A 24832-nucleotide genomic window follows, 5' to 3' on the forward strand; every position below is an offset into this window, starting at 1 on the left:
TGCTCTGCCTGCTCTGCCTGCTCTGCCTGCTCTGCAGGTTTATCGTCGGCGCCAGGTGTGGCGACTTCAAGCTCCTGCTCGTCAACTTCGCCAACCACTGAAACGCGCCCAGCGAAAGCTGGCGGCACATCAACCGCAACAAACTCATGACCAACCGGCAGTTGCTGGAATACGCCGTTAATCGCTCCCCAGCAGCCAGTCTTCTCGACTTTTAACTTTTTCATGCTCTCTCCTAAAGAAAAGGGGCCGAAGCCCCTTAACCCTGTGCGTTGAACACTTTAGAACGACCGTTGAAATCGCGCTTAATCTGCAGACCGACAGCACTCCAGACCAGGGAGTTGTAGTTGTCGAACGGGTTTTGACGCGGGATCATGAAGGTACCAACCGGCGCGGCGATTCGTGTCTTGATGTACTGCGGGTTACGCACGTACGAGACAAAGTGGTTACCGGTCAGTTTGAAGGTCTGGTTAATAGACTCAATGCGACCATAGCGCATGATGTATTCCAGCACGGTGCCTTCTTTAAAGCCGGCAGCGTTAGAATAAGGTCGATTAAGGTTTCGCATGATGTCCGGAGACACCCAAACTTTAACCTTCTCCTGCACGTAGTTATCATCCAGCAGCTTAGCAAACGGACCGGTGAAGAAGGCCACTGATTGATCAGGCGTCGAGGTGGTCAGGTCGATATTCAGACCGGATGCACCCAGATCCACCTGGTTGGTGTTTGCATGGTTGGTAATACCAGCGCCATGATAGCCTTTCACCTTCACTTTCGCATCACCGGAAAGCATGTAGTCGGCCATATCTGCGCGAATTGCAGCAACATGCGCTTCCTGGTCATCTGCCATTGCATCAAGGTTTTCGGACTGCATGCCGTTCCACTCACGCCATTCTCGACCGTAGCCGGTGTTGAAGATAGGGATGGGGTCACCAGCTTCGTCGTAGATGACTTTATCCAGCTCTTCCGGCACGTGGCCCGTCAGTGAGCGATGAACCTTTCCAGCGTCACTGGAAACGCGGTACAGCGCCGCTGTCTTGCCGATAGAGATCGGCGTACCGAGACCTAGCAGATCATCCAGCAGGCCGTTGCCTTCGTCATTACGGAATACTCGGGTGGTGATGTTGTCCACTTCGCGCCAGTAGTCTTTGGAGATCAGCGCTGCCTGGTTAACTTCCAGCGCGCCGCCGTACCGGGCGGAAATGGTGTTCTGGTTGATGTTGAAGGATTCACGCTGCATCAGCAGCTGATTCCACGCCTGCTTCACCTGGTTGTGCTCGGTGATAAGCTTTTTATTGAATACGATCATGCTCATGCGGTTGCTTTCCCTGATTTGCGAACTTTCACGAGCTGAGCTTCAGCGCCAACGGTGATTTTTTCGCGTGAGAAGAAGAGTACTTTGTCTGTTGCTGGTGTGGCTGATTTAGAGAGAGTGCCGTCGCCAGCAGAAATCAGGCCTTCGTTTTCCAGCAACACTTCGCCTGCTTTGACCAGCATGTGGTAATCCACATCGTCTTCGCACATGATGGCCGCGCCGGTATCACCGGCAGGTACCGCGTCGCGAATGTCACCGCCGCCGATATAGTTGTGCTGAAGAGCCAGAGCCACGCCTGCGCCACCAGCGACATTGTGAACAGCCAGTTTCCCGGTGCTGTCGAGCATCACCAGTGAGCCGGGTTTCACGGCCGCCGCCATGATTGCTTCAATGACCTGCGGGTCATTCTTACGGGCCGGGCCCGCGATTACGGTATGGAAACGAGGTGCGAGAGCCATTATTCAGGTGCCTCCATGTTAAGGATTTCACTCTGAGCGCCATTCCCCTGGAATGCAGGGTTCAGACCGGTGCTAGTCTGGCACTGCGAGTACATGTCGTTCAGCGCTTCGCCAGTCAGCGAGTTGATCGCTGTTTCGGTCATGAACGAAAATTTCGCTTTCACCGCATCACGCTTGGTTTTCAGGTCGCTTTCAGCGTTCGCCTGCAGCTGAGTTTCCAGCTTGCTCAGCTTTTCGTTCAGAGGGGTGAGCGCAGCATTAACAGCAGCAGTAATCACATCAGAGTTAATCTGCGCCAGACCAGGGTCGCTGCCACCGGCTTTCTTTTGCATCTGCTGGTTGTAGGCATCCCAGACCTGATCGTCGGTCAGCCCATCGGTTGTTACGCCTGCGGCATTGAGCGCGGCGATCATCTTCTCTTTCATCGGGTTTTCTTCTCCGTTGGTTTTGACTTCGTACTCAGTTGGTTTGCGCACGACTTCTACTGGATCGCCGACAAGCGTTACGACCTTGTCAGAGATGAGGTACTTCTGGTCAAAGAGCTTTGGCTTGGCGTTCTCGCCATCCTCTTCGTAAACGAAACGGTCAGGCCAGACGCTGACGACGTACCGCCACTTTTTGTCATCCTGCTTGATTGACATGCGCAGCGCCTGGTAGATGTCGTCGAAAGACATCTCTGACGCGTTGCTGATGTAGAACTTCACTTTGTTCCACCAGCCATCTTTCATGCTGTTAGCGGCATCAATGAGGCTCGTCGATTCAACATCAGCCTCTTGCCCGTCAGCGTTGACGAACATGCCGACGCCTTCATCCGGGGTTCCGGCGCCTGGCTCATCGAGCAGGATCGCGATGTGGTCAAACTGCATGTTGTGAGCGACCCAGGAGTATTTCTTCTGTTTCGACTCACCGGTTTTTTGCTCTTTGTTCAGCAGCAGGCCGGTGGAGACATGAATCGGATCGGCGTTATTGCCGGTAATCATGTCGTCCAGGCGCTGAATGAGGCGTTTGCCGTCGGGTTTTGTCTCAGCCACGGCCTTATTGACGTAAACGTCCATCACGACCTTATCGTTGGCCTTGCTGACGTTCTGAGCCCATGCCCCGGCGTAATAATCGTTAACCGCCTGCGGGTCGTTGGCGCTGACGTATTTGCCGTTCACCATCGGGTGACCCAGCGGCATCAACTTGCGCTCCATCGTCAGGTAGCTGTTGTTAATCTCCTCCGCCGGGTACAGGCCGCCATTCATCACGATGTCATCGACGATCGGGACTGCACCACGAATGACGTAGTGTTCCTGGCCGTTGATGGTGGTCGTTGAGATGTTTGAGGCGTTGATGGCGAGGGATTTAACATGAATACTGGTAAGGTTCATGTTTAACCCTTTGGATTAATAAAATGAAAAAATGGTTATTGGCTTTAGCGTTTACAATCACAGCCCCTGTTCACGCTGGATTCATGTCCGGCAACGATTTATATGAGCTATACAAAGCCTCTTTGCGTGCAGAGCAATCATCTGCCAGCGATAAAGACTTTCGTGATGCAAACGAATATTTGGGCTACGTTACTGGGGTATGGGATGCCATGGAAGGTACCGTTGCATGTACTGATGACAATATTACCAGAGGCCAGATCGCTGACATGGTCGGTGGTTATCTAAGGAGCAATCCAAGCTTTAGGGATAAGCCGGCAAGCTCAATAATCATGCTTTACATGAGCTACCGCTATCCATGTAAAAAATGATTAAGCGGACTCCTTCATTGTCCATTGCTTACGTTCCTTCGCCAGCTTATCCGCCAGCCCTTCATTGAAAATGCTGCCGTCGTCGTTGAGCAGCACCGGAATCTGGCTGCAATAGCAGTTGTACCGGTTGCCGTTCTCGGCGTAGAAGTCGCGCACCTCTTCGGTGGTGTAGACCTTGCCGTGACGGCTGGCATGCCAGGTACGCGTCGTTGGCTTGAGCGCTGACAGCCACAGCAGGCCGGTATTAAGCCCCAGCCTGTCGGCCGCCCAGTCCGTTTCATTCCATTGCGCCTGTCGTAGCGCGCCGACCTGCTCAGTCTGAGCGATGGTCTTTGCCTTCGACATCGACACATCGAGGCGCTTGCTGATGACGCTGGCCGTCTCGCGAGGATTCACGCCGCGCGCTACCGCATCGGTGATGATATTGGTCAGGTCACCACGGGCAGAGTCACTGATTACCTTCCAGTCACTGAACGTTGTCAGCCTTGCCGCCGCCACCTGATTAAGATGACCGGGGCTGCTTAAAAGCTGCTGTAACGTTGTCTGGCTGGCGTATACCTGCGACTGCTGCGAGAGGTTATTGAAGGCCTCCAGCGTGCCGCGCTGCGCCTCTGCGACGACGTAATCCATCGCCCAGAGATTTTGCTCGCCACCTTCCAGCAGGTAATCATCCAGAATGCTCTGCACCGCTTCCAGCAGGTCTGCCAGCTCCTGCGCCGACATGTCGTAGATGAACTTGCCGGCGTTGACCTGGTAGAGCCTCATATCCTCGCCGTTGTCGTGGCAGAGGAAGTGCCAGTTGTGGCTGTTAACCTCACGCTCCCGACCGGTCATGCGCTGCTCGAACAGTGCTTTCAGCGCGCGCTTGATGCCGAGATACCGGCCTTCGATATCACGGAACATTGCGGTGACCTGCTTTGCCGATCGCGTCGGGTCAACCTTGCTGCGAGGAACTATCGGCAGGCCCACCTTTGCCGTCTGTTCGGGTGTCATCGGCCAGTGGATCATCAATTGTCACCTTATCGTCCGGGTTAGGCGGTTCTTTTGGTTCCGGCAGCGGGTCAAGCCCAACAATCTCGCGCAGCTCATTAGCTGTAACAGGCGGCTCACCGCCATAGAAGCCAGTGGTTTTCTGCACGATGTCGGCCAGTTTAGATGCGTTCTCGATCTTCTCTTTCTCGCCGGGCGCCAGCAGGTCGCTCCACGAAATGGTGACCTCGCCTTTAGTTGGTGGGTCAATGATGCCTAACGTCCAGAATCGTTCTAACAGCGCGGTGATGCGGTCAGTCATGAAGCCATTACGACGCGTATTGCGGCGGATAGCCCAGTCTGTTTTATCCTCGTCGCTCGCCAGTCGCCCGGTCTGCTGACCGAACAGGATGGTGAACGGGATTTGCACGGAGGCGGCCAACTCGTTCGCGGTGACCTCCCAGGTCGGGCCAGGGTCGCCAGGCGTAACACTGAGAACGTGCATTTGCCCGGCTTGCATGACAGCTGCCGCGTCAGTACCGCGGTTCAGCTTATTGACCTTGTCGCCCATCGCCTCGCCGAGATCGGCATAACCAGCCTTTTTAGCCTGGTCTGCCAGCGTAGCCATGTCGGTTTCTTTGCTGAACTCAACCGCAATCTGGCGGCTGGCGTTCTTCAGGAATCCTTCGGCACCACCTCCAGAAACCTTCTCAAGGTCAAGGCCCTTGTTGTAGCCTGCTTCCAGTAGCGGGATGCCGGATAGCACGTTGTCGTCTTCAGAACCTTCGCAGAACAGGATAACGCGGCTCGGGTGTACCGGTTCTCCGCGCATCGGACCGACGAAAGGTTCATCACCGACCGGCTGCTCGTTGAAGTTGAACATCTTCGGCTGACCGAACGTTTCAGACTGACGGTCGTTATCCCATTCGGCAACGGTTAACTGCGGCTCCCACACCGGGATAAGTTTTACCAGCGCCGACTCGCCGAGACGTTTAACTAAAGCAGTGTCAACTTCCTGATCCCAGTTCCGATTGTCTTTCACCTGGAGCAGAAGTGCGGAGTATCGCCCGACCATATTGCGACGGTCGGCATCCTTCACCTTCGGCCACAGCTTCCTCATGAACTTGGTGACTTTCTTTTCCCAGGCGTTTGTTTTCTCCGCCTCCTGCGCTTCATCGCCGTCAACTATGACCGGATAGTCTTGCCAGCAGCCATCCAGCAGGCGATGCACCACAGCGAAGCCAGCGGCGTTGCGGCGGTACATGTTGTAGAAGTCGTTGAAAGTGATAGTGCGCGGGTAGCCAAACTCCTGGTAAAGCGTCGGGCGCTTCGTGTTTCCGCCGCCGATGCCGATGGCATTCAGGTAATTCGCTCGCCTCATTTCAGTGGCGAGGCTGTTCACAGCCAGTTGAAGGCCGTTATCTTGTTCGCTCACTAGCGATGCTCCTTAGAAGAATACTGTGCCGACCTGCTTGCGGTTGTTCTTCGCTACTGCGAAATAACGGAAGCTGTCAGCGCCGTGTGAGGTGAAGTCATGAAGCGGTTTATCTTTCCAGCAGCCGCGCTTGTCATCCCACTCCTTGCGGTATCCTTCGAGGTGAGAGATGCCAACAGCACACTTCTCTTCATCGAATACGCAGGACTTGAGGATTTCACGGACCGACTCAATGCCAGTGTCGATCCCGGCCTTAGGCACAACGCGGAAGCTCATTGAATACATCTGGCCGTCAATCTCGTAACCTTCGCGCGCCAGCTCTTTGCGTGACTTAGCATCAGCAGCAAACTCGCGGTTTTCGATGTCGTGCGGTCCCCAGTGCTCGCCGTACTCATAGCCCCTATCCTTCAGCACCTTCATGTAGTGCCTCAGGCCTTCACCGGAGTTTTCGTAGTAGTCGATGATGTGGAACTCATTGCCGACCTCGCGAACGAACCAGATAGCTGTGGAGTCGCCCACGCCGATATCCCAGAACGTGTGAACCGGGAGGTGCGAGTTATCCGGGATTTGGCCGATCCGCTTGTTGGTGTAGAGCCAGCGGAACTGTTTGGCGTAGTACGCTCCCTCGACCGACTGCTGGAATGCCTCGGCCGGAATGGTCGGGTATTCGCGCTTCATGTCGTCGCCGAGAGTTTTCTCTTTGGCGTAGTACCAGGCTTTCTGGCGTTCGTTAACCACTACGCCGTGCTTCGCTTCCATTTCTGCGAAGTAATCAACCAGGCGCTGCGGTAGCGGCTCTACCGGATCAATTGCGTACAGTGGATTCTTCCACCAGGAGAAGAAGAAAAACTTCCAGTCCAGCGCGGATAAAGGCTTCCCCTGTAACAGCGCTTTCTCTGCCGTCTGGCAGTAATCAAAGAAGTAACCCGCCCGGCCCTCTGCCGTGCTTTCAATAGTAGCGAAGCATCCGGTCGATACCGCCTCAAACGCACCGGTGACGATTTCCCGGGCTTTGTCAGGATACTTGGCGCATATCTTTCCGAACTCAGAAACGTGAAGGTAACGCAGAGTACCGCCACGAAATGACGTGCTGACGTATAGCGATCCGCCCTTCTTAAAGACGAGTTCACCAGACGAATCATTGCTCGCCGGGTTGGCCGCCTTGATCTCTGCTGGGAGCTTGTCGTAAGCGTACTTCACTTTTTCGCGGAACAGGCGCTTCGCGTCATTCAACGTGTGGGCAATCAACGCGCACTTTGCTGACTCGAACAGGGCAGCGTCGAGCTGGATTATGCATACCTCAGTGGTGAAACCGAGCTGACGAGCTTTCAGGATGATGTTACGTGTGTGGATCCCCTCGAAGTATTCCCGCTGCTCAGGCGTCATCCTGAAGCGAGTTGGCTTTCCCTCTTTGTTGGTGATCCAGTAGAGATTGTTCAGCCGCCAGTCTTTGTCGGACAGCAGTTTGAGGTGCTCAGGTTTCATTAAGCCCCCTGAGACAGTGAATCCATCAGTTCAGAAATTGATTCAACGACATGCTCAGTTTTCACCTGCTCACGGAATGCCTGGACGTCGATGTGCTTACCAATAAGCTCAAGGTTCTTAACCTTGTCAGGCCACTTTATTTTCTTGAGCAGCGCGGCGGTGTTTCCCTCAGATGACATCTCAACAACATCCAGCCCGGATAGCGTTGTCCTCCAGACCTTCGGCCACTGAGAAACCGGCTTCAGCTCACCGGTCGATGTCAGGATGTCGAGCACATCCATCTGGTCAATCTCAACGAGACGATTCAGGACGTATGTCGCATTTATACCAACCAGATCATTGCGTTGCGCTTTGAGTTCGGCAATTCTGGTCTGGATGTCAGGTTTTGACAGGTTTTCGGACGCAGTACGGTTCGCAGTTCTGACGCTGTACCCCGCCCGAATAGCCGCTTGCGTGGCGTTTAAATCGATGAGGTACTCGCGACAGAACATTTCTTGCTTGTCGGTGAGTGCCATATTTTTTCCCAAAATAAATGGAGATTCTTATGGAAAACGCTGTAGTTACTCGACTAATTGAATTAACCAGGAAAACAGATAATAAAGTTGCTGTGAGCGCGATTTATGCCCTTGGTGAAGGGGGTCCTACTTCGCGCGAGGTGATCAGTCGCCTTCTTGAGTTAACAAATAAAGTTGACTCCGAAATTGCTGCTGCAAGCGCCGCTGCCCTTGGACGAATCTTCCGGCGCAGATAATTTTCATCGAGAAGATATCATCAGGCGCATCGTAAAAGCGCCTGATGCTAGTCTTTTGAATGTAAATGAAAATTCATCAGATAACTTAACAAGCATTACCCGTTTCGATGTGTGCCAGAAAGGAAGCCTCTTGCTTAATTGTTAGACCTGCCATTCGTTACTCCGTTGATTGTTCTGCTGGCTGTTCGGTCTGCTCTGCTGGGACTGGCGTGAACTGCACGCGCTTCACATCGGCCGGAGCGAAATACAGCCACTCTCCCGTCTCGGTCGCCAGCGGCACAAAGCCGTTAACAAGCTCTGGCTGACGTCGTGACATCTTGCCCGTGAAGGTTTCGCCAGTCAGGGTGGTTAGCGTGATTTGGTAGATGTCGGACATTGAGAGCCTCTGTATCCGCTTGAAGGGATATTCAAGTATTTATCCCTTATAAAGGATATTGCCATTACAATGAGTCTACTCATGGTGATGGCAATAAAAAACCGCCCGCAGGCGGTTAAATATGGCGATTTAAAATCTTGGCGCTATGCCGTACTTCGGTGTCTTTACGTTTGCTGCCCAGACTTTGATATCGTTCTGAAGCAACAAAGTGAAATCAGACTTGAGGTGGTTAACCATCTCATTGACCTTTTCGGCATCATTAATTGCAAAGTGCTCAATCCTGTTTACCCCGACTGATACACAGCTGTAAGTTGCAGGAACATCCTTCCCGTTCACATTAAGAAAATCCTTCTTATCCTCACAACTACCATCGGACATATAGGATACGAGCATATTGGCTGATCCCCGTCCTGGTTGCGAGATGCTTATCATGACCGGCAATCCCTCTGAGGTCTGCGTAATGTCGTAAAGCACAGCATCTTTCTGATACCAGGTATTGTATTCCCTTTCCTGAAATGCTGAGTATGAAGGTGACGATATCGCCACCAGCAAAGCGATTGCAATAGATTGAATTTTCATCGTTTGTTATCGTTGTGTTTAGTCGAATTTATTATTCATATTGTGCCAAAAACAACAATAACCTAAGATTAATCCTACTATTTTTAGCAGTAATTAAGTATCACTTTACCCAAAGTGAAGTGTTCATTTCTCTCAAACCAATGAAGCATTATAAATGCCGATAATTTGCATTAAGTAGAAAATTACCCTATGGAAAAGAAAAGAATTTGCAATGACCTCTCAATACATTATCAGTACTCAAAAACAGCGCCCTTGTTTTTTGTAAGCGTTTTCGAATGGAGAACTGGTTGCTACGTTTCATCCTTAATGTCTAATAACAAAGAGTCACTTATTAAACAAATCAGCGAGTACGCCAGGATCAACGAGCAGGAAGAAATCCAATTGTGCAAGATAATCAGCTGATTGATTCAAATGCTTAAGTTTATAATCATTATCAAGCCCACCAGCAGATGAGCTTTGTAATGGTTACTGCACCGGCTGAATATCGATGAAGTATTCTTTGCCCTGCTCGAACTGTTCGAAAGCTGCCGGGTTGGACACATGCATCGTTAACTGACCGCCAGGCGTGTACTTTGACCACGACTTGTTTTCCTCGGTGTCAGCGGTCACTGGGCTCATGTGGATGGTTCGATATGAATCATCTTCTGCCTTCTGAATTGATTGGCAGAAAAATTTAGCACGTACGGTCATTGGTAATCCTCAGTTAGAAAAAAGCCCCGCTATTGCGAGGCTTCGGTTTAGAGTAAGTTAAAAAGCAACATGAAAAATATAAAACAGCATTTTAACCTAAAAACCATCGGTTAAATTTTGTTATGTATCTAATCATTAGCTGATTATCCAGCACCCCTGCGCGGATTTCTCCTTAGGGGTTTTTTATTGAGTTGCATATCGATGCAATCGATTTGGCACCATTTAAAATAATCAGAATTATATAGATACGCTATCTAACGATTCTGGCTACTCGAATGTCTCACCGAGTCATAGATACGCTCACACGTCATTCCAGCCCGGTAGCTTTCGTCAGATCGTTCAGCATAATATCTAGCTTCTTCTGTAAGACTTCCGAGCATGTCGGCGAGCATTGCTGTGTAGGCTCCGGCTGTTTTGCTTCTGACGGTAGCGGCAAGATCTGCGGTGTGCTTTGCGGCGTCCAGGCGGGCGGCAAGTTTTGTTGCTTCGGTGCGCAGCTGGCTAACAGTGGCAGACAAGCCAGCAGCAGTGGCAGCAGATTTAACAGCTTGTGCTTGTACATCTTTTACAGCCTCTTCGCGGGCGATTACGCGCCCTTGTTCAATCATGCGGGCTACGGTCTGCGCATTCGCTGTTTGCGATAATTCCGCGCTATCACGTTCCGACCACTTTTTTTCCCAACCTCGGCTGCTCCATACGCTACCGGCGATGAATGCAACTGACACCAGCAACATCAGCGCCAGTAGTTTCCAGTGTTTCTCCAGGATGCCCATCATGACAGGAACACATCACGCTCAGCCTTGCGGCGATTCGTGAGCCCCGGCATAACTTTTCCGCCTGACTTATTCCAGCGCAGGAACTCTTCAGCAGCACCAGCGTAATCACCGGCGTTGAGTTTCCGCAGCAGTGTCGAAGTCGACAATGAGCGAGAGCCGAGATTATACGTGAACGACACCAGGGCATCGAATTGCCCCTGAGTCAGCCCGACTTTAACCAGGCGAGAAACATCACTTTCATAGCTTACCAGGCCGGTCTTCAGCAGGCGTTCTGCCGTCTCCTGCTTAATGGTCATTCCGCCGCGGATTGTTTTCCCATCCACAGGCTGAGTCCAGCCATAGCCGATCGTCCAGATGCCGACGCTGTCCTGGTAAGCAGTGAGCTTGCAACCTTCGAATTCTTTGATCAGGGCAATCCCTTTTTCACTGGTTTGCATCACCGCCTCCGAATCGAGAACTAAACACCCTGCCTGCTACAGCTTTAACCTGCTCTACGCCAACAAACCCGAGCGCGCCGCCGATAGCAATCGACAGAGACTGCGGAAGGTTAAAGTAATCAAGAGCTGATACAGCTGTAAGAGTCAGAGCTCCACATATGGCTCCTTCAAGAAGCATTTTCTTCCAGCCACCACCGCCGTAAGCAATTCTCATGGCAGCCATGACCACCGATAGCAATACGGCACCCATCGGTGTTTCACCGCGCCACCAGCTGTGGAGCAGTTCGATAAACTCCGTCCAGGAGTGGGGATCGTTATGCATTTTCATCGTCTCTCACCTCGCTGCTTGCGGGTGCTGTGTGAAGGAATAAAAAAAGCCCGCGTTTAAGGGCGGGCTAAATGGTTAGACTATCAATTAAGGTAGGAGCAAGAACGACTGACTATCCAGAGTGGTACTGTATCGGCAGATTCACTATTGGTTCAGGAGAACCATTAGACAGGTAGAGTCGACTCACGACTAAAGCATAGCGGCAATTGGAAAATTAGGGCAAAAAAAAACCTGCTGTTTATGGCAGGCTCTCAAGGGGTGGAAAGCATTATTAATATTTATACTTTGTGGTGCCGGGTGCCTCCCGGTGACTCTACCCCATGTCAGTAAAATCGCGCGCATACCTGCAAATAACAGTCGACTGGAACGCCCTTTCGCTTAGAAAGGATTCACCACATTCATAATCTATGTTTGATTCATAATCTGAGTCAATGGCAATTTAACAGGAGGCTGACCAAAAAAGACGCCCGTCCGGGTAAACAGGCCGAAGTGTATTCACAACAGGAATTGTTATAGTTAAGTGGCGACGGGTGCCTCCCGGTGGACTCTCCAGTCACGAAGTCCGCGATCTCGTTTACGATTCTCATCAGAGAAACTTTGACTGTACGCCCCGCCGCATAGGGGGATTCACCACGAGAGCAATTTAGCTGTGATTCATAAATATCGTCAATCTACCAAACGACAGGGGTTGATATTTTTTAACTTTATTAATTAATTTTTTTAACTTTTGAGATTGTAATTTCAATTGTAAGGAACTAGATTCCTGCCGCTGGTTTTCACAGCCACAGACAGATAAAACGTGAAAACCGTTGAGCGGGGAATGCGATGTCATTCCCCGTTTTTTTTGCATTGCGCAACGGCAACCGAGATGAATGTTTAGCCCCCTCTAATTGCCGTGAGTCCTCTCAGAACGAGGGGAAACAAAAAAGGCCGCCCGTAGGCAGCCCTTAGAAACAACAAGATCCCACCGCAGCGCTTACAGTCCGCCAGAACCGGCACGCCCTGCTTTTCTTACTCAGTTTCAACTGTGCCACTGGAAATTCTCCGCATAGCCTCCGTCACCACCTCGGCGGTAGCCGGACGATCGGAGTGTGGTTTTTTACCTACATCTGATAAGTAGTTCGCCAGCAGCTGGGTTCTTTTCCTTTCTTCAGCCATACGCTCACGCTTTTCTTTACGTTTTGCCTAATAGGTTTTTATCGTGAAAAGCGCCGATACCAGGACACCGATAATAAATACGTAATCCTGTAGGCTAACCCCCCCTAAAGCAGCCGACCACCAGTACGGCAGGTCGTGTCCATTTGTTGGGTTCATACATTGCATTCCACACCTCCGGGTTCGGGGTGTTGTGTGTAAAGGGAATGACCGCCTGATGGATTTACGACAACACACTGAGTGAGCGCCCCTCTGACGGCTCATGTGTAAAAATGGCCCTGGGCTGATGCCTTTGAAAAGTAGAATGATTCAATAGTGAACTTTCATGGGGATAAAACGTCTCACCGATGAACTCAATCAAAGCAGGTTTAATCACATGAAAAAAATTGTTCCAGTGCTTGCCTTGTTATGGCTCTCCGGGTGTGATGATGCGACATCGTCTCCCCCACCAATTCCTAACGAGCAGCATGATAAATTCGGAAATCAAGCAGGAACATGGCAGCTAATAGAAAAAAAGAAAAATGCCCAAGGAGATGTGACTGAGGTTCTGCTATTTAATACGGCAAATGGTGAAGTATGCAAAATAGCCACTATCGACGACGAAGACAAACCATCGAATTCCGCCCCTGCCCGCTGTTTCTCCACAAATGATTATGAGACAGACCGGGTACCTCCGGATAGAGATTCCGATAACCGCAATGACAAAGGGTAGCCTGTGTTAAAAAATTACTCATACCGGAACTGCAATCTGCGGTCGACCCATTTACCTTTCACATTCCCAGCCTCCAGAAACGACAAAACCCCGCCGTAGCGAGGTTTTTTATATTTTATTTCTAACCGTGGACATACAAAGCCCATCTTTAGAGATGAATTTAACACAGATTCCGGAAATGTAAATAGCTCACAATAAAATAGAGAACGATTATTTATGTCGCTATCGAGTTATTGCTCTCAGCTGTGATTCAGCCCATGCCTCTTCAATATCGAACTTCGTGATCAACTGATCGTAGAAGCATTTAACAGACTTCTCCCAGGTGGCAACACTTATCGCATCTGTTATCTGGCAAACAGCTGCATAGGCTTCTGTTGATGGAATGCGTTCATACCCGCGACCACTGCAGCGCTTGCAATCGGACAGAACCGGTACACCCTGCTTCTCAGTGAGCGCCTTATTCACCGCTTTCCCGCGCCCGTGACAGTCATTGCAGGCGCAGCTGACCACCTTCTTACCCTTACAGGCTGAGCACAGTATCCGAGCCAACTCTTTCACCTGCCGCTTGACCTCGAAATCGCCCGGCGATTGCTTAAGGTCTTTTGCCCACTGCGGGAGCTTCATGGTGTAGTGCGATTTCATTGTAAACACATCAGCCTCAATGAACCCATTCCCATCGCAACAATCACACTTTTTCGTGCTGGCGGCGCTGCGCGAGTAATCTTCAAAAGCGAAGGTAGCCAACTGGTACATCACCAGCGGTTTAGCCGAGGAACCCAGCTTGCGGAGCGCAGCCACCTTATCGCATTTGGTCAGGGCGTATTCAGCCAGAAGTTCGATCGCCCTCTCCCGGTCATTCTGGCTAATGCCCATCTTTCCGAGGAACGCACTGTACCCCATTGCAGCTCGCTCCTGTGTCATACCTATTGCAGCCATGATATCAGTACCGGTTAATGAGTCTGACGCAGTAGCGCGCGGAGAGTCGCTAATCAGCGTGGATTTAGCGAAGTGGTATTTCACTGTGTTTTCAAGATTCATGCTGCTGCCCTCTCTGGCTGTTTGGTCTGCTTGTTTGGGTGTGCTTGGCTACTGGCGGCAGGCTGACGCGCTTAACGCTTTCGGCCTGATACCGGAGAAAGTCGTTATGGTTCATGCGGCCTCCCGCTGTTTCAGCGCGCGAAGGTCTGCTCTGGCCTTGGCGCGGATGCCGTCCAGCTCTTCACGAGTGTATCGGTGGGTTTCGTTGTTGGATTCCAGCGCCAGCACTCGCTCTTCGCCGATCAGTTCGACCAGCGCTGCGCGGTATGCCTCGATGTTCCCGGATTTGTAAACATTGCAGGCGGAGCATTGAAGCCACAAATTATCGGGATTGAAGCGGAGTTGTGGAGCGGCGGCCGTGGTGCGGTAATGTCCGGCGTGCCATGCAAAGGCATTTTTGGTTCTGCAAGATATGCAGCCATACCCGGCGGCCAGAAGCATTTTGCGACGCCAGTCGTTGAAAGCCCGCTGAGTCATCTGCACCCAGTGACGGATTGGCTTCAGATCATTACGACGTGCAGCGCGGCGTTGGCGACCTGCTTTCTCTTCAGTGCGCTGGCGCTGTACTTCCTTCTGCTTAGCGGCTTCACGGGCTTTTGCGGTCTGTTCTTTGCCTACCGCGCTGGCGCACTCGAAGCTGCAAACAACCTGCCCGTCGCGAACCGGGTGGAACCACTGACGACAAGCTTTATGGGCACACTTACGGCGCGGTAACTTAGCCATGCGTCCTCCGCGCCGAGAGACGTAGCCATTTCTGATCCACCAGGCGGGCGGTGTAGTCCTTCAGGGTAGGGATGTCGGACGGCTTAACCGCGGGCTTACGCTGGCGGCGCGCCGGAACGCGGAAGATTTCGTTTGTGATGACACGTGCGAGAGGATTACCCACGGGAAGCCCTCCACTCTTGCGCCCAGGCTATGCGTTTACTGGATGCCTCAGAGAACTTCACGCCGCGGTCGGTGCCGAACCAGTAAATTGCCTCGATGACATCAACCATGTAGCGCTTGCTGGATTTGGATGTGCGGACGCCGAAATACACACGGCCGCCGTTGATGCCCGGCGCGGATTTCTGCTCCTGGTCCTGGGTCTGGGTCTGATTCACCAGAACGGTGATGAGGTCTTTCCACTCCTCCCGGGTCAGTTTTTCGCCGTGCCAGACCACCTGGTCAGACAGGTCTTTCAGCAGCGGCCACATCAAGCGGTTCTGCTTGTCGGTGCGGGTTTCTTCCCGGGCCTCGACCACCATCGGCGCGCGAGGGTTTACTGGCAACGAGCGGATGAATTCGATGAGGTTGTGTTTAACGGTGTCGTTAACGATGCAGTAGTGCTGCTTCATACGCCACCTCCGAGAGGTAACGCTGAATGCAGAAAATCGCAGGTGCATTTCTGCATCTGTGACAAGGTGAGACGTTCAGATTGTGGTCGCATTTAATGTCCCCATCAAATGCGAAGAAGTCACCGGAGTTGTTCAGGCTCCGATGACATGATTATGGCGGGATGATTATGTAAAATCAAATGGACAAGTCATTTCAGATTCTATTTTTTTTCTTCATATCAAACTCATGGCTCAGCCATATTATGATCATGATTAGGTCTATCGAAATTGCTATTAAGTCCCTGTTTTGCCAGCCTACTACCATAGAAATTAGTGACACCACGGACATTAATGCTGCAAGGCGAATCGCAAAGTTAATTAGCTTAAACATAATTTCACCGGTTAAGACTACATTAAAACAATTATCTTTCATTGCGTTGGTTTCTCGCAATCTATTTAGTGCAACTTATAGCCGTCGTTACAGGTTCGGCACCCTGGAGCATGGCGGCGCGGCGCTCTTTAAGCTCGAGCATGGCCGTCAATGTTACGCCATGAATAATGGTTTGAACCTTGTTGTCCTGCTGCGAGTGATATTCGAAAGTGCTACGACGAAAATCTATCAGCTGGTCTAACGTATCATCGTCCAACTCCTCACTGGTAATTCTCGGATGAACAGGGCGTGCGTGGCATTCTGGCGATGCCATCGCGATACGTGCCAGCGCCGAAGCCTCACCGCATTGAACGTGATCAGTTTCGATAATTTGCTGTAACTGCTCTTTGGTGAATTCTCTGGTAATTGTGCTCATGGGTTAGCCCTCTTCACAATCACACCACCATCGCAATGCGGGCAGTCCTTGCCCGGCTGGCCATTTTCGTTAATCGCTTTTCCGTAATGGCAGCGGTAACAATGTAGGTCTTCTGCCTTTTTGGTTGCTCTGATAATGTCTCGACCAAATCCCATAGAAACACGTTCCAGAAAACCGCGCTTTATCAGGTCTTCAGCCATTGCACCCACTTTGACAGGGAAAAGAGAGTCACCATCCCAAAGCGCTGTTTTTCGGTATGGCGATATTTCAATTTTCCAACGATAAACTATGGCTGGCTTTAAAAACTCTCGCTCACGTTTATTCAGTGGCTTTTCCATGCTCACTCTCCTTTAGCTGTGACAGCGGCTAGCAACTTCTCAGCCTGCTGAATGTCAGGGTTTCCAGCAATCATCACTTCCGGCGCGTCACAGTCACCACCAAGATCAAGAATGCGGTCATGACCCATATGCAGGCATGATTTATATCCAATAACTGACTGCCTTAGCGCTTCAGTCAGCTCAACAATCCGCTTCTCTGCGGAGTCCAGTTCATCCAGCAGCGCCAGCGCTAACTTACGCAAGTGTGCGTTACTACCGATTGCCGGATTTGAAAGTTCTTTCCGCAGTTCAGCATGTTTGTCGATGTTGCTCATTGGGCGGCTCCTTGGCATTCGGTGATTATTTCAAGGCCTATCTTCCGGGCCAGCGCATGTTCAGCAACTGCACCCTCTGAGCTCTCCCAGCCTTTAAGCATGAAAATAGCTTCTGCGCAGCGGATCATTGCGCAGCAGATATCCATGTATTCGCGTTGCTCCAGACCGTCAGGTAACACGGCAGGGTTGAGAACAACATTCCCATCCAGACTTAACTTCAGCGCAAATGCCTTAAATGCAGGTCGGTTGAAATCTTTGTAGCCAGTCATTGGTCCTGCGATGTAAATTTTCATATCCCTACCCTCCCCCAAACCATCAAAACTCGCTTCATTGCTGGACTGTTGCGGCATTCCTGGCAGATCACGTTTACCGACTCAGCGCGGCGGCCGGCTTTCTTTTTCGGATTCGAGAGCGAATAAACGCGATGGCCTTTTTGTCCTTCAAACTTCAGCTCGCCAGCGTTAACCATCACCGAAATAACGCTGGATATGCTTCGATAGGTGGCACCCATGGCCTCAGCGATTTGGGAGGCCCCCAACTTACTGCCATCACTCAATACCGACATGATGCGCGCCGGGTAGCTGTTCTCGCTTTGCCTGCGAGCCTCTACGCTGCGGTAGCCGCCTTTGATAGCCCGGTCCTTCAGGTAATTTGCGCCAGCACCCTGAATCCATTCCTGATAAGACGCTTTACTGGTGAAGTAGCCGAAGCCCGCCATGCTGAAAATCATCTCCAGACCACGCAGTGCTGCGATTTCCCGATCCAACCCCTTACCACTAATGCCAATCACCACGATAAGGTCAGCGCGCTTAACAGGCTGGTTAGCGGCCACGTAATCAACGATGCGTTGCTTTAAGCTGTCCATCTCACACCATCCCGTTCGACTTATTGCGGTTGTACTTCGCCAGTAGCAGCTGGATCGGCGTAGGACCGTGCTCGGCAGCCGGTGCTGCAATTGCGCGACGCACGGGTGGCACTGGCTTACCCTCGGTGACGCGCTTCTCCCACATGTCCAGCAGATCGCCCGCCTCGCGGGTCAACTCACCATGAGTCAACTGGCGCTCTGTGCTGCGGTGACGCAGTTCGACGCAGATGTGGTACACGACCGGCTGCGACCAGGGGAATTGCTCGCTGGATGTGAACTCAAACGATCTGTTACGCCAGTCCCAGTATTCGGCGATCACCTGGTCCACGGTAATTCCCAGCGCCCCACCGCTCTGTTTGCACCAGGCGACGAACTGACCAGGCGACGGCAGGAATGGACGCTCCTGGCGGCGGGCAATGCGCATACCGGCATCGACCTGAGCCATGGTGTGGATCCCGTTCTCCTGAAACGCCAGCAGCCACTGACGACGGAATTCGTTCAGGTCGTCCTGGGTGCGGAAGTTTGCCATGCTGGCCGGGAACGCAGCGCGCAGCTCGTTGAACAGCTTGTTGAACACCTGAGCCACCTGCTCGACCGGTGCGTGCTCCTGGTACTGTTCTGGCAGGTTATGGGCCATGCGGCTCATCTGCTCGCGGTCGTGGTTACGCATCTGCTCTGCAAGAGATTTCATCGCATCACCTCATAGGCCCAGTCAGTGTTGTTGAAGTCCAGATCCTGCTTACCGGTGCGCTGCTCGCCACCAGCATTGCGTTGCATCGTCAGCGTGTCCCACTGCTTACGCAGGCTTTCCGGGCTCAGGACGTTTGTATGCCAGAAGTGGTGCTTGCTGGCCCAGTCGTAAAGCGCGCAGATGTCCTGGTGTGACCGGTTGTCTATCTGGCGCATCAGGCGAACGGTGTTAGACCAGGAGGTCATGTCATGGGCTTTGCAGGTTGGGTTGATCACCTTCACCCTGGAAGAAATCCATTGAGCAATTTTGAGGTCTTCAGCGGATCCCCACTTCGCACCGGATGGTGTGTAAACCACAGCATCAGGATGAGCTGATAAGAATTTTTTCAGACGTGCGTCAGAGGATTCGTCAGAATTCTCGGACGAATAGTTATTTATATTCTTGTTATTACCTTCTTGTTCATGATGTGCGGGGAATTGTGCGGCTTTATGTGCGGCATACTCATCCGAACCCGCGCTATTGCTGGCTTCGTCATGTGCGCTCATATGTGCGGCTTTATGTGCGGGTAAATCGTCCATTTTTTGAGCATATTCGACATAATTTGTGATGGTGATCACCCTGCCTTTTCGCTTCTCACCTTCGATGGTGATCATCCCTTCCCGAACAAAAACAGACAGCATTCTCTCGACAGCATCGCGGCTGGTTGGGTTGCCCTGGCGGTCACACAATTGAAGCCCAAGATCCGCAGCAGTGACGACCAGTTGACCGGGTTGCAGAGGCCATTGTTTGCCCTTGAAGAATGCCGTGTATGGCTGTCTGGCCGCGTCAATTAGCAGGTTTTCCCACAGTGCGCGCAGGAACACATCTTTAGCCCAGGACTTCTTCTTGATGCTCCGGTACAACGGGACGTAACCAGACTTCTGGTTCTCCATCCTGTTGCTCCTTGCGGCTGAGTGCGCCGCGAAATTAGCGTAAGCGACGTTCGACACAGTTAAACCTCCTGCGCCTGGCGTTTTGGATTAGCGTTTGTCATAATGACCTCGCAATTGACTGACGTTTGTTGCACCAGAAAGTCGGTTCTGTTCGCGCAGACCGGCTTTCGCCATTTTTGTAGTCTTCACATAACCCCCAGCATCGACGTGACCATCGTCATCAGTGGCCCTACCTGCTCTGGCATGAGGCGAAACAGCGACGCTATACCCTCACTTACCTCTTTCAGCTTCTGATGTTCTGGAGCGTCCAGCAGCACGGCCTGTTTAGCTTCGGCGCACTCCTTCATCGCAGACGCGATCAGAGACATCGTGTCGTTCTGTGGCGCCAGGCGCGTGCGGTATTCAAGCGGCAGGACGGACATGATTGCCGGTGTCAGCTGGCGCACGTTCTCGCGGTACTGCTCAGAGTCGAAACGGTTATCCAGGAAGCGAAAAAGCTTTTGTCGCGCCCGACTGATATCGTTCGGGAAGCTAATGGCCTTACCGCCCTGTTCCCGGTGCTCGTTGATGATCAGCGCCGAGACAACATCCTGGTTATCCAGAGACGACGACCAGGCGCGGACGGCATCACGGATCTTTTCGTGGTCTGGCGCCGCCTTAGATTGAGCGCGGTTTATCACCGCTCCGGGGTGTATTCCGGTATTGTGTTGATACGCAAGTGAATGCATTGCTTTCCCTTTCGTGGTTAGGCCGCTGTATCACGCGGCGATGCGAATACCAGGCTTTCTTTGAGGACTGGAGCCTGGCGGTGAAAATTCTTCGTGCCTTTCTCGATAGCAGATGCCATTTCTGGAGATGCCCGGCGATTTCCGTAGGCGATCTGGTCAAGGTAACCAGGTGTCGTGTTAGCCAGCTTTGCGAGCTGTGCCCATTCGTCGGTAGTGGCGGCTTTGCGCCAGCGGTGTAGTTCAGTGCTCATTGATGTCTCCGGGTGAGTCGTTTGATTTGGAGTTTAGCGTTATGCTAAATACTACGCAAGCAACATTTAGCAATTTGCATATTTATCATTTTGCTAAAAGCAGTAACAATGCTGGGATGGAAAATAAAGAAATCAGAAAGGCCAACCTGGAAGCGCTGTATGAGAAGCGCCAGAGCGAATCTGGAATGACTAAGGCGCAGTTCGCCGAACTCATCGAGACAAGCCCGGCAGCTCTTAGCCAGCTTCTTGGACCAAACCCTAATCGCAATATTGGCGATAAGATGGCTCGCAAAATTGAAACTGCGCTTGATCTGCCTTTTGGCTGGATGGATGTTTTACACGCCAATGAACAACCCACGAACGTTGCATTTCGGGGGCTGAACGAGACAAAAGGAAGTTATCCTGTAATCAGCTGGGTAAGCGCGGGGCAATGGATGGAAGCTGTAGAACCTTATCACCGAAGAGCGATTGACCGCTGGTATGACACCACGGTTGTCTGCTCAGAAGATTCATTTTGGCTGGACGTTAAAGGGGATTCCATGACCTCCCCGGCCGGGCTGAGCATTCCTGAGGGTGCCGCTATACTTGTGGATCCTGAAGTGGAACCACGCAACGGAAAGCTGGTTGTCGCGAAGCTTGAAGGCGATAACGAAGCGACCTTCAAGAAGCTTGTAATCGATGCAGGCAGGCGCTTCCTTAAGCCTCTTAACCCCGCTTACCCAATGCTAGAGGTTAATGGCAACTGCAAAATTATTGGCGTTGTGGTTGATGCCAAGATACTGAACATCCCATAAACTCACCAAAAATTTCTCAAGCCCGCCATCGCGCGGGCTTTTTTATGCTCTGAATTCCTGCCCTGTAAATTTTTAATCGCTTATTAATCAATACGCTAAATCCAACTCACGAATAATTTAGCATTTTGCTATTGCGCATAATTTAGCATCACGCTAAATTCACCCCATCGAAACGAAACATCGACAGCTGAGCGAAGTTAGCCAGCGGCGGACAGCAAGTCGCCTGCTTTTTAACAACATGCAGATCTACAGCGTCAATGACCTGTTAAGACCCCTACACGTAAACGTGCTGTATCACCGGGTGCGATCCGGTCGGTGAGAGAGTATCCCCGCGCGAGAGCGAGAACGGCGTGAGAACGGGCAACACTGGCAGGGAGTTGGCGCTGACCAATACAGGGAATGTTTTGGGGTGTGGCGTGTTCTTCGGAACGACCTGGAAGTGGCTGTATAGACATTCGCATAGGCCAGCAAGATGCGAAACACCAAACCACCAAAACATTTCAACGCTTCCAACCATCTTCAGGGAAGGTGGTTGGATTTTTGCTAAAAAAGCCCCGCTAATGCGAGGCTCTAAAGTGGTGCGGGCGTAGTGCTACTCCCTTTCTGGGTTAAATGCTGGAGCTTTCTGAGAAATTGCTAATATCGTGGCGGTAGCTTGCTTACCCGCAGCGCACACCCGCAACCTACCATCAATACTGGATCAAATCCTGAACATGTAATTAGCATATGCGCTCCTTCTAGAATCCATGAAAAAACTGGCCATAAAGTTACGAGGTCAGAGGCTAACGCCATGATACTAAGCGCGTTCATTCGAAAGCACTTCCCCAACATAAAGAGTTCATTGGTTAAATCCTTTCTACATCATAGCCATTATTAAATCAACGTATCCTTCATTGATATCTCTAAGCATCCACAAACTTAAACCCGCCCCGACGGTTTTTTTGATACCTCATACCTGGAGTCATTTACGAGTGGCTCGAGTTATGACAACCGGCGGCCATCCACCGCCCTTAAGCGAAGAAGTCTTGTATTAACCGTTCCGTTCGCCGCGATAAGGCCAAGAGGATTTATGAGTAAGAAAAAATTCAGCGTAGTCCTTAGCGTTAATGCTGGCTATAGCACTTACCAAGTTAAAGCCACGGATAGAAGTGAAGCAGAGAAATCGGCCCTGAAAACGCACATGGCAACCAATCCAGACGAACCGAAAAATGAGATTAGCGTTGTGGTTGTAATTACTGACTGGCCTAAAACATGGTGAGGGGAATGTCATGACCGTAACCCACAATGGCAAGAAGTTCACCGCCAAAAAACTCAACAATAACGAGTGGCAGCTGACATCTTTATCGAACCCGCGTGAAAAGCTCACACTTAATCGCTGGCAGATGCATATTGCTGGCCTCCTGGAACAGGTTGAGGTGAAGGTATGATCAACCACTACGGCACCACCCCGCTCATTCGCCAGTGCGTCACGCCGGGCATGATGGCATTGCATGAAGGCCGAACCTATCGCGTCTCAGCAGTCATTCAGGAGCGCAAATGGGTATACCTGCACACCGATGCAGAAATCATCCGCCTCAGTGACTGCGTGATTGACGTCCTTCTGGACGGTCACGGCAACCCTATCCAGCACTAACCACCATATTCAACCAATCAGGCTGGCTTCACGCAGCCGGGCTTCGCACACACTTTTTTCAGGAGTTCCTATGCAACCTTATGAACGTTTGACAGCTGATCGCCTGGCCAGTCTGCCGGCCGGATCCCGTCTTAAGCTCGGCGGTCAAATTATTAAGCTGACTGGCAGAGGGTCTTTCACTAATGGCGCCGGACGTACTTTAAACATGATTGAGTACGTGGACTCCCGCGGCGTTCCAGGCAGCTTTGAAGAAAGCATCATCCTCGATTCAGCAACAGAACACCTCAACTCGGTAATGTGCGCTTACTGCGGTGCCCGCAGGCACGTTAAAGACTGCATTGTCCGCGCGGTTTCCACTTACATGACCACCAGCCAGTCGCACTTCTGCGAAGACAAGGGTTGTGCTGAACGCTTTTTCCGCATGAACCCTGGCCGCTCGAAAATGGCAAGGAGAAACAAATGGTAAGCCAACAGAACGGGCTTCTGATGGTTGCGGTTATTTGCCTGTTGTATGGCCTCCAGCCAGAGGACCTTGAATCCATTGCCCGCCAGCTCGCGGAATTTGACGCAGTTAATGACCACCACACGGAGAAACAGCATGTTACGCGTAATCGATACTGAGACAACCAGCCTGGAAGGCAGCGTGCTGGAGATAGCCAGCGTGGATATCGTTGACGGCGTTATCTGCAACCCCATGAGCGACTTTGTGAAGCCCACTGAGGCGATCAGTTTCGAGGCTATGGCTATCCACCACATCACCGAAGATATGGTCGCTGACGCCCCGCTGATTAGCGAAGTTATCGGTCGTTACCTCGGTGCAGATGCTTATGTTGCGCACAACGCAAAGTTCGATAAGTCGAAGTTGCCTCAGATTGATGCCCCATGGATCTGCACGCTGAAACTGGCCCGAGTCCAGTATCCGGAATTTGAGAGCCACGGCAACCAGTACATGCGTTATCGACTAGGCCTCAAACCTGAGTTGCCAGAAGGGCTGTATGCACACCGCGCGCTGTATGACTGCTACGTCACAGCCGAACTGCTTCTGTACATGGGCCGCCTGGCAAAATGGACAATGGGCGAAATGCGCGCCATTTCAAACAGCCCGTCACTGATGAAGGCGATCCGGTTCGGCAAGCACAAGGGCCTGACGTTCGAAGAGATTGCCAAGGTCGACCCTGGCTATCTTCGCTGGCTTTCCGGCAACAGTGATGACGAAGACATTCTCTTCACCATCAAACACTGGCTTAAGGGGTGATTTATGGCGGTAATGACTCTCATCCTTGCCGACTCCGGGTATGGCAAGACGTACAGCATCCGCAACGTTAACCCGGAAAGCGCCATTCTCGCCCGCTGCATTCGCAAGGCCCTGCCGTTCCGCAATACCGGCTGGAAACTCCACGGCAAACGCCTGCCGGACAATACGGTGCAACGAGGGAACGTGGTTGATATCCGCAATGGCCGGCATCTTCTTGACGTGATCCGTAACGCTGCGATGAGTAACCGAAAGATCCTGATTATCGATGATTTTCAGGCTGTCATGCAGCACGAGAACATGGACCGGGCCTACGAGACTGGCTACACCAAGTTTACCGAAATGGCGGAACACGCCTGGCGAATCATCGAAGCTGCAACCCAGCTACCGGACGACTTCCGCGTCTATTTCCTCGCTCACACCGAAGAGAGCGAAGGGAAAATCAGGATGAAGACCGTCGGCAAGATGCTTAACGAAAAGCTCACGCCTGAAGGTTACTTCCCCATCGTTCTGCGCATCATCAAGCGCGACGGCAAACACCTTTTCCTGTTGAAGGGCGACGACAACGACACCGTGAAGTGTCCTCCTGACCTGTTCGGGCCGGAAGTGACTGACATGGATAACGACCTGGCGGCGTTCGACAACGCAATTTCTGAATTCACTGACTTATAAGAGA

The 24832-nt window shown here is 51.7% G+C and carries 37 protein-coding genes and 2 pseudogenes; 11 read left to right on the plus strand and 28 right to left on the minus strand.

What is annotated here, in order from left to right; translation table 11 throughout:
- The 4 genes and pseudogenes from M987_RS19565 to M987_RS19580 form a co-directional block, all read right to left on the minus strand.
- A pseudogene (locus tag M987_RS19565) lies at window positions 1–224 on the minus strand (hypothetical protein); the annotation flags it as partial.
- A 32-nt stretch (window positions 225–256) separates the two neighbouring features.
- Window positions 257–1312: a major capsid protein gene (locus M987_RS19570; RefSeq protein ID WP_014070798.1), complete on the minus strand. Its 1056-nt coding sequence runs from the start codon at window positions 1310–1312 to the stop codon at window positions 257–259.
- Complete coding sequence (locus tag M987_RS19575; RefSeq protein WP_014070799.1) at window positions 1309–1770, minus strand: hypothetical protein; 462 nt, start codon at window positions 1768–1770, stop codon at window positions 1309–1311. Before M987_RS19575 ends, M987_RS19570 begins: the two co-directional genes overlap by 4 nt.
- Window positions 1770–3140, minus strand: a complete 1371-nt coding sequence (locus tag M987_RS19580) for a hypothetical protein (RefSeq protein ID WP_014070800.1) — start codon at window positions 3138–3140, stop codon at window positions 1770–1772. The genes M987_RS19575 and M987_RS19580 overlap by 1 nt, the downstream gene beginning before the upstream one ends.
- Before the next feature lie 23 nt (window positions 3141–3163).
- Between M987_RS19580 and M987_RS19585 the strand changes: the two genes are divergently transcribed.
- Entirely contained in the window at window positions 3164–3508 is a 345-nt protein-coding gene (locus tag M987_RS19585) for a Rap1a/Tai family immunity protein (RefSeq protein WP_014070801.1), read from the plus strand.
- On the opposite strand, the gene M987_RS19590 is transcribed toward M987_RS19585, so the two are convergent.
- The 4 genes from M987_RS19590 to M987_RS19605 are packed head-to-tail and all read right to left on the minus strand — an operon-like array spanning window position 3509 to window position 7912.
- Complete coding sequence (locus M987_RS19590) at window positions 3509–4516, minus strand: phage minor head protein (protein WP_064555895.1); 1008 nt, start codon at window positions 4514–4516, stop codon at window positions 3509–3511.
- Window positions 4443–5912, minus strand: a complete 1470-nt coding sequence (locus tag M987_RS19595; RefSeq protein WP_014070803.1) for a DUF1073 domain-containing protein — start codon at window positions 5910–5912, stop codon at window positions 4443–4445. Before M987_RS19595 ends, M987_RS19590 begins: the two co-directional genes overlap by 74 nt.
- Window positions 5913–5924: 12 nt before the next feature.
- A complete protein-coding gene (locus M987_RS19600; RefSeq protein WP_014070804.1) occupies window positions 5925–7397 on the minus strand; it encodes a terminase large subunit in 1473 nt (490 codons plus the stop codon).
- Window positions 7397–7912, minus strand: coding sequence for a terminase small subunit (locus tag M987_RS19605; protein WP_014070805.1), 516 nt, complete (start codon window positions 7910–7912; stop codon window positions 7397–7399). The genes M987_RS19600 and M987_RS19605 overlap by 1 nt, the downstream gene beginning before the upstream one ends.
- Before the next feature lie 29 nt (window positions 7913–7941).
- On the opposite strand from M987_RS19605, the gene M987_RS19610 reads away from it, so the two are divergent.
- Window positions 7942–8148, plus strand: a complete 207-nt coding sequence (locus tag M987_RS19610) for a hypothetical protein (RefSeq protein WP_014070806.1) — start codon at window positions 7942–7944, stop codon at window positions 8146–8148.
- Between the two features lie 157 nt (window positions 8149–8305).
- On the opposite strand, the gene M987_RS19615 is transcribed toward M987_RS19610, so the two are convergent.
- The 7 genes and pseudogenes from M987_RS19615 to M987_RS25085 form a co-directional block, all read right to left on the minus strand.
- Window positions 8306–8524, minus strand: a complete 219-nt coding sequence (locus M987_RS19615; protein WP_014070807.1) for a hypothetical protein — start codon at window positions 8522–8524, stop codon at window positions 8306–8308.
- Window positions 8525–8653: 129 nt separating this feature from the next.
- Window positions 8654–9103 (minus strand): hypothetical protein, encoded by a 450-nt coding sequence (locus M987_RS19620; protein ID WP_014070808.1) that lies wholly within the window; start codon window positions 9101–9103, stop codon window positions 8654–8656.
- A gap of 465 nt (window positions 9104–9568) precedes the next feature.
- Complete coding sequence (locus tag M987_RS19625; RefSeq protein WP_014070809.1) at window positions 9569–9793, minus strand: hypothetical protein; 225 nt, start codon at window positions 9791–9793, stop codon at window positions 9569–9571.
- 254 nt (window positions 9794–10047) lie between these two features.
- Window positions 10048–10569, minus strand: a complete 522-nt coding sequence (locus M987_RS19630; protein WP_041162086.1) for a DUF2514 domain-containing protein — start codon at window positions 10567–10569, stop codon at window positions 10048–10050.
- Window positions 10566–11009 (minus strand): lysozyme, encoded by a 444-nt coding sequence (locus M987_RS19635; protein ID WP_088201865.1) that lies wholly within the window; start codon window positions 11007–11009, stop codon window positions 10566–10568. Before M987_RS19635 ends, M987_RS19630 begins: the two co-directional genes overlap by 4 nt.
- Window positions 10993–11334, minus strand: coding sequence for a phage holin, lambda family (locus M987_RS19640; protein WP_014070812.1), 342 nt, complete (start codon window positions 11332–11334; stop codon window positions 10993–10995). Before M987_RS19640 ends, M987_RS19635 begins: the two co-directional genes overlap by 17 nt.
- A gap of 1011 nt (window positions 11335–12345) precedes the next feature.
- Window positions 12346–12657 (minus strand): annotated as a pseudogene (locus M987_RS25085) (hypothetical protein).
- A 208-nt stretch (window positions 12658–12865) separates the two neighbouring features.
- On the opposite strand from M987_RS25085, the gene M987_RS19645 reads away from it, so the two are divergent.
- Window positions 12866–13201, plus strand: a complete 336-nt coding sequence (locus M987_RS19645) for a hypothetical protein (protein ID WP_014070813.1) — start codon at window positions 12866–12868, stop codon at window positions 13199–13201.
- A gap of 222 nt (window positions 13202–13423) precedes the next feature.
- Here the strand turns inward: M987_RS19645 and M987_RS19650 are convergent, their stop codons facing one another.
- The 13 genes from M987_RS19650 to M987_RS19715 form a co-directional block, all read right to left on the minus strand.
- Window positions 13424–14239 carry an antitermination protein gene (locus M987_RS19650; RefSeq protein ID WP_014070814.1) on the minus strand — a complete coding sequence of 272 codons (816 nt, stop codon included), beginning with the start codon at window positions 14237–14239 and terminating at the stop codon, window positions 13424–13426.
- Window positions 14240–14350: 111 nt separating this feature from the next.
- The gene (locus M987_RS19655) at window positions 14351–14962 is read right to left on the minus strand and encodes a recombination protein NinG (protein ID WP_014070816.1); all 612 of its coding nucleotides are present in this window, start codon (window positions 14960–14962) and stop codon (window positions 14351–14353) included.
- Window positions 14955–15125 carry a NinE family protein gene (locus M987_RS19660; RefSeq protein WP_014070817.1) on the minus strand — a complete coding sequence of 57 codons (171 nt, stop codon included), beginning with the start codon at window positions 15123–15125 and terminating at the stop codon, window positions 14955–14957. The genes M987_RS19655 and M987_RS19660 overlap by 8 nt, the downstream gene beginning before the upstream one ends.
- Complete coding sequence (locus M987_RS19665; RefSeq protein ID WP_014070818.1) at window positions 15118–15573, minus strand: recombination protein NinB; 456 nt, start codon at window positions 15571–15573, stop codon at window positions 15118–15120. Before M987_RS19665 ends, M987_RS19660 begins: the two co-directional genes overlap by 8 nt.
- Window positions 15574–16004: 431 nt before the next feature.
- Window positions 16005–16358, minus strand: a complete 354-nt coding sequence (locus tag M987_RS25090; RefSeq protein WP_014070820.1) for a hypothetical protein — start codon at window positions 16356–16358, stop codon at window positions 16005–16007.
- The gene (locus M987_RS19680; RefSeq protein WP_014070821.1) at window positions 16355–16696 is read right to left on the minus strand and encodes a hypothetical protein; all 342 of its coding nucleotides are present in this window, start codon (window positions 16694–16696) and stop codon (window positions 16355–16357) included. Before M987_RS19680 ends, M987_RS25090 begins: the two co-directional genes overlap by 4 nt.
- A 2-nt stretch (window positions 16697–16698) precedes the next feature.
- The gene (locus M987_RS19685; protein ID WP_014070822.1) at window positions 16699–17010 is read right to left on the minus strand and encodes a hypothetical protein; all 312 of its coding nucleotides are present in this window, start codon (window positions 17008–17010) and stop codon (window positions 16699–16701) included.
- A complete protein-coding gene (locus tag M987_RS19690) occupies window positions 17007–17303 on the minus strand; it encodes a DUF4406 domain-containing protein (RefSeq protein WP_014070823.1) in 297 nt (98 codons plus the stop codon). The genes M987_RS19685 and M987_RS19690 overlap by 4 nt, the downstream gene beginning before the upstream one ends.
- Complete coding sequence (locus M987_RS19695) at window positions 17300–17875, minus strand: winged helix-turn-helix domain-containing protein (RefSeq protein WP_014070824.1); 576 nt, start codon at window positions 17873–17875, stop codon at window positions 17300–17302. Before M987_RS19695 ends, M987_RS19690 begins: the two co-directional genes overlap by 4 nt.
- Window position 17876: 1 nt before the next feature.
- Window positions 17877–18566: a replication protein P gene (locus M987_RS19700; RefSeq protein WP_014070825.1), complete on the minus strand. Its 690-nt coding sequence runs from the start codon at window positions 18564–18566 to the stop codon at window positions 17877–17879.
- Window positions 18563–19498, minus strand: a complete 936-nt coding sequence (locus tag M987_RS19705; RefSeq protein WP_014070826.1) for a replication protein — start codon at window positions 19496–19498, stop codon at window positions 18563–18565. Before M987_RS19705 ends, M987_RS19700 begins: the two co-directional genes overlap by 4 nt.
- Before the next feature lie 185 nt (window positions 19499–19683).
- On the minus strand, window positions 19684–20226 hold the full coding sequence (locus M987_RS19710) for a toxin YdaT domain-containing protein (RefSeq protein ID WP_014070827.1): 543 nt from the start codon (window positions 20224–20226) through the stop codon (window positions 19684–19686).
- 17 nt (window positions 20227–20243) lie between these two features.
- Window positions 20244–20477, minus strand: a complete 234-nt coding sequence (locus tag M987_RS19715) for a hypothetical protein (RefSeq protein WP_000102594.1) — start codon at window positions 20475–20477, stop codon at window positions 20244–20246.
- A 41-nt stretch (window positions 20478–20518) separates the two neighbouring features.
- On the opposite strand from M987_RS19715, the gene M987_RS19720 reads away from it, so the two are divergent.
- The 8 genes from M987_RS19720 to M987_RS19750 all read left to right on the plus strand — a co-directional run bounded on the left by M987_RS19720 (window position 20519) and on the right by M987_RS19750 (window position 24828).
- On the plus strand, window positions 20519–21271 hold the full coding sequence (locus M987_RS19720; protein WP_014070828.1) for a S24 family peptidase: 753 nt from the start codon (window positions 20519–20521) through the stop codon (window positions 21269–21271).
- Window positions 21272–22340: 1069 nt separating this feature from the next.
- Window positions 22341–22529 carry a hypothetical protein gene (locus M987_RS19725; RefSeq protein ID WP_014070829.1) on the plus strand — a complete coding sequence of 63 codons (189 nt, stop codon included), beginning with the start codon at window positions 22341–22343 and terminating at the stop codon, window positions 22527–22529.
- A gap of 10 nt (window positions 22530–22539) precedes the next feature.
- A complete protein-coding gene (locus M987_RS24910) occupies window positions 22540–22698 on the plus strand; it encodes a hypothetical protein (RefSeq protein ID WP_014070830.1) in 159 nt (52 codons plus the stop codon).
- Window positions 22695–22904 (plus strand): cell division protein FtsZ, encoded by a 210-nt coding sequence (locus tag M987_RS19735; RefSeq protein ID WP_000607101.1) that lies wholly within the window; start codon window positions 22695–22697, stop codon window positions 22902–22904. Before M987_RS24910 ends, M987_RS19735 begins: the two co-directional genes overlap by 4 nt.
- A 70-nt stretch (window positions 22905–22974) precedes the next feature.
- The gene (locus tag M987_RS19740; RefSeq protein ID WP_014070831.1) at window positions 22975–23370 is read left to right on the plus strand and encodes a hypothetical protein; all 396 of its coding nucleotides are present in this window, start codon (window positions 22975–22977) and stop codon (window positions 23368–23370) included.
- On the plus strand, window positions 23364–23525 hold the full coding sequence (locus tag M987_RS24915) for a hypothetical protein (protein ID WP_014070832.1): 162 nt from the start codon (window positions 23364–23366) through the stop codon (window positions 23523–23525). Before M987_RS19740 ends, M987_RS24915 begins: the two co-directional genes overlap by 7 nt.
- A complete protein-coding gene (gene exoX, locus M987_RS19745) occupies window positions 23503–24159 on the plus strand; it encodes an exodeoxyribonuclease X (RefSeq protein ID WP_014070833.1) in 657 nt (218 codons plus the stop codon). The genes M987_RS24915 and exoX overlap by 23 nt, the downstream gene beginning before the upstream one ends.
- 3 nt (window positions 24160–24162) lie before the next feature.
- Window positions 24163–24828 carry a hypothetical protein gene (locus M987_RS19750; protein ID WP_014070834.1) on the plus strand — a complete coding sequence of 222 codons (666 nt, stop codon included), beginning with the start codon at window positions 24163–24165 and terminating at the stop codon, window positions 24826–24828.
- Window positions 24829–24832: the final 4 nt, after the last annotated feature.

Source organism: Enterobacter soli ATCC BAA-2102, from assembly GCF_001654845.1.
Classification (GTDB): Bacteria; Pseudomonadota; Gammaproteobacteria; order Enterobacterales; family Enterobacteriaceae; genus Enterobacter; species Enterobacter soli.